The 6,172-nt window shown below is 63.2% G+C and carries 6 protein-coding genes; 4 read left to right on the forward strand and 2 right to left on the reverse strand.

Annotated elements, in window-relative coordinates; translation table 11 throughout:
• A complete protein-coding gene (locus P0D89_RS32105) occupies window positions 1-870 on the reverse strand; it encodes an NmrA family NAD(P)-binding protein (RefSeq protein ID WP_408363828.1) in 870 nt (289 codons plus the stop codon).
• A 214-nt stretch (window positions 871-1,084) separates the two neighbouring features.
• Here P0D89_RS32105 and P0D89_RS32110 point away from each other — a divergent pair, with 214 nt between their 5' ends.
• From P0D89_RS32110 to P0D89_RS32125, 4 genes are all read left to right on the forward strand, one after another.
• Window positions 1,085-2,080: a PadR family transcriptional regulator gene (locus P0D89_RS32110; protein WP_408363830.1), complete on the forward strand. Its 996-nt coding sequence runs from the start codon at window positions 1,085-1,087 to the stop codon at window positions 2,078-2,080.
• 94 nt (window positions 2,081-2,174) lie between these two features.
• Window positions 2,175-3,002, forward strand: coding sequence for a siderophore-interacting protein (locus P0D89_RS32115; protein WP_408363832.1), 828 nt, complete (start codon window positions 2,175-2,177; stop codon window positions 3,000-3,002).
• A gap of 1,515 nt (window positions 3,003-4,517) precedes the next feature.
• The gene (flgM, locus tag P0D89_RS32120) at window positions 4,518-4,829 is read left to right on the forward strand and encodes a flagellar biosynthesis anti-sigma factor FlgM (RefSeq protein WP_408363834.1); all 312 of its coding nucleotides are present in this window, start codon (window positions 4,518-4,520) and stop codon (window positions 4,827-4,829) included.
• Between the two features lie 481 nt (window positions 4,830-5,310).
• Window positions 5,311-5,499: a hypothetical protein gene (locus P0D89_RS32125; RefSeq protein ID WP_408363836.1), complete on the forward strand. Its 189-nt coding sequence runs from the start codon at window positions 5,311-5,313 to the stop codon at window positions 5,497-5,499.
• Window positions 5,500-5,902: 403 nt separating this feature from the next.
• Here P0D89_RS32125 and P0D89_RS32130 read toward each other — a convergent pair.
• Window positions 5,903-6,172 (reverse strand): hypothetical protein (locus tag P0D89_RS32130; protein ID WP_408377722.1); only part of this gene is annotated, 270 nt, incomplete at its 5' end.

Here is a 6,172-nt window from a genome sequence, read left to right on the forward strand (position 1 = left end):
TCAACCCGCGCGCGCGGCCAACTCCGCCAGCACACTCTGATAAGCCGTCGCGCCGATCACGTGCTCATTGCCTGCGCGTTCAAAATCGATCCACCCCGAATTGAAGCCATCGATCATTTCGATGCGTGGCGCCGGCCATGTGGTGCCCTGCGCCTGGAACAGCGCTTCCCACTGATCTCGCGGCACCGTCTGAGCCTTCACTCGACGCCCGAGCACACCGCCGAGCAACGCGGCAATCTCATGCTGCGTATAACGCTGTGGACCTTCGATCTCGATCACGCGACGCCCCTGCCACGCTTGCGCGAGCGTATCCGCGATCACGCGGCCGATGTCCGCGGTCGCGACCATCGGATACGCACGCTCGAGAGGTTGCAGAAAGCTCGGCATCACCCCGGTTTCGCGAGCAGGCGCGATGTCCCACAGCGAGTTCTCCATGAACCACGCCGGCCGCAGAATTGCGGTCGGAATCGGCAACTCCGCGAGCGCGGTTTCGAGAATGTGCACCTGCGTGATGAGACCGAGCCCCGACTCGCGGTGCCCGCCAACTGACGATAGCGCCACCACCCGCTGCGGCCTCGCTTCCGTCAACGTCTCCTTCAGCACGGCCGCCGCCGCATGCGCATTCGGATAGCCCGGCTGCGGCGCGAAGTTCGGCGCGATCATCACGAACACGCCTTCTGCGCCGCTAAACGCGGCGGCGAGCGCGTCGGCGTCGTCGAACGATGCGATCGCCACCTCGGCGCCACGCGCGGTCCACAGAGCGGCCTTGCTTTCGTCGCGCAGCACAGCGCGCACCGCATGCCCCGCATCCAGTAACGCGCGCGCCGCCGCGCCCCCCACCTGCCCTGTCACACCGGTAATCGCAAACATGATCTGCTCTCCTCGATAACGGCCAATGCCGCGTTGAAGGGCATTCTCGACCTTTCGGGACAATTTCACGAGAGCATGAATGTCATTTGTTTAATGACGAAATGGCATTTAAAGACGGTGAGTTGCGACGTGGGCTCCAAAAAAGCAGTTTGACAAACTATCTTTAGATATATATCTTAAGACACATCTTAAGACATTCACGAGAGTACCCAGAATGCGTCATCAGCACCGTTTTCCCCGTCCGCGCAATGTGGACGATGGTTTCCACACAGACCATGAGCGCGCATCGCTGCATGCGCTCTGGCACGCTTTCGCGCGCCATCAGACGTTTCACGGCGAGCGCGGCCGCGCGGAATTCGAGCGCCGCCACGGTGAGCGCGACGATTGGCGCGCGTTCCACGGCAACGGCCAGCCACGGGGCGAGCGCCGCGAGTCTCAGGGCGACGCCGCAACCCGCGAAGGCCGACCAGGCCACCTCGGCCGCAGCGACTTCCAGACGGACCCGCGCAACCACGGCCGTCAAGCGCATCACGGCCACGCCCGCTTTGCGCTGCACGCGCTGTGGCACGCGATCGGCCGTCATCACGACTCGCGCGGCGGTGGCCGTGGCGGACGCTTCGGCGGCGGCCCGGGTGGTTTCGGCGGCGACGGTGAAGGCTTCCCGCGCGGCCGCAAGTTCAGCTCCGACGACCTGCAACTGCTGTTGCTGTCGATGATCGACGCCCAGCCGAGCCACGGCTACGAGCTGATCAAGGCGCTCGAAACACGTTCGAACGGCTTCTATAGCCCAAGCCCCGGCATGGTCTACCCGGCGCTCACGTATCTGGAAGAACTGGGCTACGTGACCGTGCAACTCGAAGGCAACCGCAAGCGCTACGAACTGGCGCAAGCGGGCCGCGACTATCTGGCGGCCAACCGCGAGCGCGTCGAACTGATGCTGGCGCGATTGACTCACATCGCACGCAAGATGGATTCGGTGCGCCGCGCGTTTGCCGGCGAGGAGCCGGCCGATATCAGCGAAGGCGGCTGGCTGCCCGAGCTGAACGAAGCGCGCCGCACGCTGAAGCACGCGCTGCTGCGCCGTGACAACGCGCCGGCCGCCGAACAGCGCCGCATCGCCGCGATCCTGATGCGCGCGGCGAGAGAAATCGAAGGCGAAGACAAAGCGGATGACGCCGGCAACGATGCCAACAGCGAACCCACCGCCTGACCCCACGCCCCGCGTCTCTCGCCTGCCTTTGCACGCCTGGGACGCCCACGTGCGCGCCCGGCGCGCCGATGAACCAAACAGGAGCCCTATCCTCATGCCGACCAACGACAACCGCCCCGATCTGGCCGTCCAGCGCGTGCGTCATCCGCTGAAGTTCCGCCTGCTGCAAGTCAAACAGGTGCACACGCTGACCCCGCACCTGATTCGCGTGACCTTCACGGGAGACGATCTGCACGACTTCGTGTCCGCATCGTTCGACGACCACATCAAGGTGTTTTTCCCGGAGCCAGGCGTGGACAAGCCGACGCTGCCCGAAGCCGGCCCCAACGGCCCGGTGTTCGCCGCCGGCCAGCCGCGCGCGACCGCGCGCGATTTCACGCCGCGCCGCTTCGACCGCGACGCGCGTGAGCTGGACATCGAATTCGCGATGCACGAAGCGGGCCCCGCCGCGAACTGGGCGGCGCAAGCCAGAGCGGGTCAGTACCTCGGCGTCGGCGGCCCGCGCGGCTCGCTGATGATTCCGACCGCTTTCGACTGGCATCTGCTGATCGGCGACGATACCGCGCTGCCAGCCATCGCCCGCCGCCTGGAAGAACTGCCGGCCGGCGCGCGCGTCGCCGCCGTGATCGAAGTGGCCGATCCGTCGGCGCGCATCGACTTCACCACGCAAGCCGAACTGCATCTGGTCTGGTGCTATCGCAGCGAAGCGGATCAGCGCGGCGCGGCGCTGTTGCAGGCGGTCCGCGACATCTACCTGCCGGAAGACGGCGAAGGCTACGTGTGGGCTGCGGGCGAATCCGCGACCATGCGCGCGGTGCGTCATCATCTGGTTGCGGAACGTGGCGTCGACAAGTCGCGGATTCGCGCGGCGAGCTACTGGAAACAGGGCGCCGAGGCAGTCCACGAATCGCTCGACGATTGAACGTTCGGCCGCCGCCGGCAGCCCGAGTTGCGCGGGCGCCGACGGGCGCGCTAACGCATTGAACAGCGCGAGCCACGCGGGCAGAACGAGCCACGCGGGAAAACGCACTTCGAATAACAACTATAAGGAATCGAACGATGTACTCAATCAGCAGCCGACACGAGCGCCGCCTCTTATGGCTGCTCGCGCTCACGCAGTTCACCATTAAATTTTCTCCTGGTCAGAGGGTGTCAACTTAGGACGGGAAAGCCCCGTGGCAAAGGATCCCGCCACGGATTTGGTGAGGTTGACACTCTCATACTCTGCAACCTCATATGGCCGGTGAGCCGCGATAATGCCGCTTATCACGGGGAGCTTCCCCACTGCGACCGGCCTTCCGGGGCCGCCGCAGGCTCCCCGTCCCGGGTGCGTCGCGCCGCCAGATCGGATCGCGGCGCCGCCGGCAGGATCTGGCGCGCGGCTTTCCCACCCCGGGCGTGCAAAGGATTGACTTAGGGTTTATACTTAAGCCGTCTCCTCCATGTCTCCACATGGATTCAGGCCCGCCCCAGTGCGGGCCTTTTTTCTTTTCCGGACGTGCGCGCGTGACGGCGCGGGTATTCGGCTCATGCCCGAACTCATCAGGCGGCTGTCGGGCCAGCTCCAGTCGTTCGGCAGCGCGGAGTTATGCATGGCAATCGCGCAATCAGGCCAGGCGGGCTATGCCGCCCGGTCGGTCGAAGCGACGAGGCAACTGCCGCACGAGCGCGCCTTGCCCGTTCGCAGGCGCCCGGCGCTCACTGTCGCCTCACCACCGCAGTCGCACCGGCAAACCCACAATCCATCGCCAGCGTACCGCTCCGTCGTCAGCTGGCCGAAAACCTCGCCGCCCTTGAGCGTGGGTGAGCCCGGTCGCGACCGCCACACGCGACGCTGCTCCCGGCAGCCGCAATCACGCACGCCACCGCCCTCCACCGTCCTCAGCGCGGCAGTCACATGGCCGCCACACCGGCATCGCCAGAGCCACGCCTCCGCGCCGCAATATTGAAGCGCGACGAGATCGCCGAAGGAGCGACCAGCGACATCGCGACTCGGTGGAAAGGGCCAGTGAGGCTGCAAAGGGCGGCGGGTACGTTTGTTCATGAGAGGTAAATGGGGGGCGGCGTCCTGCTATCCAGCGTAGCTGCGCCCTAGGTTCGGAGTGACTCGGCATAGCGGTGAGAAGAGCGTCCTCCCATGACAGGCTGTAGGCGGCCATGAGGTGAAGTCGCGTCGGACAATTTTGAAGTCGCTCGCAGACCGGCGATGATGCCGCCGACTGGCCGCGGTCGCTACTGCCTGATCTTGAGTTCGACAGCTTATCCGTTGTGCGGTATTGCTCACACTTTGTTTCAACTTTTTGCAGGCGGCCAGAGCGCCCGCCCAGCAAGGCCTGGCGGCTCACGGCCAAACATGGGCACGGTTGTGCTTCCCACGGCGGCGTAAAGATTTCAAACGCTGGACCGATAAAAACTCAACAAGCGGGGGACACACACCATGAAGATTGAATCCAGCTATTACCGGCTCGCGGCTCTGCAGAACGGGGCACAACGCGCGACGAACAACAGCGATGCGAAGGGTGCCGTCGAGTCCACGCAACAAGTCAGCGCTGCGGGCGCGCAGAATTCGACGATGAATCTCTCGTCAATGTCCGCGCCGCGCACGTCGAGCGATTCGGATATCGACACGGCGAAGGTCGAGTCGATCAAGGCTACGCTGCGTGACGGTAGCTACACGATAGATTCGGGCAAGATAGCCGACGGCGTGCTCAACACCGCGCGTGACCTGCTGCAAACGACAACTTGCTGACTGGCGGCTGAACGTAGCGACACCGCCAGCAGACAAGCCACGGAGTCACGCAGCGCTGGACGGCTGCGAAGGTGAGCCTTTGGAATCATTGTCGCCCGGACTTTGATCGCGACCGCAATCACGAATCGAATGTCCGCAGTGCGGAAAGTTAAAGGACCACTTCGAGCCGTGAGGCGTCTATTGCGGCGCTTTGCCCTTAGGGCACCACGGATGGCATATGACTCAACCGCTACGACGGGGTATGCTTGAATCGTCGAAAACTGGATTTGCCAGAGCATCTCCCCGACAGCTATTTGGCGTTCGTTGCAACGATGACGGCACATCAATTTGACTGTCGGGTTGCGAACAGAATCATAGAATGACGCACAGAAAATCGGAGGGCGGAACGCCTCTCGCAAGGACGTTCCGGAAACAACTCAGCGAACCGTGTACAACCCTTCCGGCCTGCTAGACTGGAAGTTCCCCTGCAATGGAGGGAGACATGACGACCGTCTACGTCGTGAAGACCGGCGAGAAGTTCCTCTGCACCGCAGAGGACGGCGATATCGGCTTGGCACCGGAGATTAAAGAAGCCACGTCCTTTCTCTCGTATGAGGAAGCGAATAAAGTCGCGAACGAGCACGCCGACCCCGGATACGAAATCGTGGCCGTCAACGTCACGAGACGCTGATGAGGAGTCTGCTCCCAGGCGCTCAATGAAAAAGAGCTCGCAATTTAGCAGGCGCCATGCGATATGGTGCCCCGGTCGGCTGCGTCTTGAAATCATCTGAGAATGGGCTGCACTGCGCGTTGAGCTTCGGACGATGCGGTCGATGTGCAAATTGAAGGTTAGCCCTGGGCCGCCGACCCGTCTTCCACGGACGCTCAAGAATTCGGCAAGTCCTCCATAGTATGTGACACAGAGTGCGGCGGGTGGAAACCCGTCACCTTGGCCCCCAATCCACACCGCCGTTTCGGTGGCGTGATGAATACCGCCATGGGGCGACCACCATACCCTCGCGTGCCTCCATGCGCCTGGTGCCGCTCTGTCTCAGTGCGGCCAACAGCCGACGCTCATTCCCCGCGCAAAGGCATCATCCGAACGACTGGTCCAGTTCGATTGCGTTGAAGAAAGCCAAGGTCATGAAAAGTCCCGATGCCTTGGTGCGCACTGCGGTGTCGAATCCTGAGGACCATCGCATATTCTGTTCGCTCTTGAGGAAGTCCTCATAGGCTTTCTGCACTGCTTCCGCTGTCAGTGACGCACCTAACGTGAGGGCTCCAAGCACTATTTCCCCCAAGAAAGGCCGTTGGTGCTCCCCGACGGAGATGCTACGTGCAGCATGAACGACTCTACCGGGTCG

Source organism: Paraburkholderia sp. RL18-085-BIA-A (assembly GCF_046027075.1).
Classification (GTDB): domain Bacteria; phylum Pseudomonadota; class Gammaproteobacteria; order Burkholderiales; family Burkholderiaceae; genus Paraburkholderia.

Excerpts from the sequence above, each read along its gene's own strand:
- P0D89_RS32125 (WP_408363836.1), top strand. The coding sequence starts at position 5,311 with ATGACGACCGTCTACGTCGTGAAGACCGGCGAGAAGTTCCTCTGCACC.
- P0D89_RS32110 (WP_408363830.1), top strand. The coding sequence starts at position 1,085 with ATGCGTCATCAGCACCGTTTTCCCCGTCCGCGCAATGTGGACGATGGT.
- flgM (WP_408363834.1), top strand. The coding sequence starts at position 4,518 with ATGAAGATTGAATCCAGCTATTACCGGCTCGCGGCTCTGCAGAACGGG.
- P0D89_RS32115 (WP_408363832.1), top strand. The coding sequence starts at position 2,175 with ATGCCGACCAACGACAACCGCCCCGATCTGGCCGTCCAGCGCGTGCGT.
- P0D89_RS32105 (WP_408363828.1), bottom strand. The coding sequence starts at position 870 with ATGTTTGCGATTACCGGTGTGACAGGGCAGGTGGGGGGCGCGGCGGCG.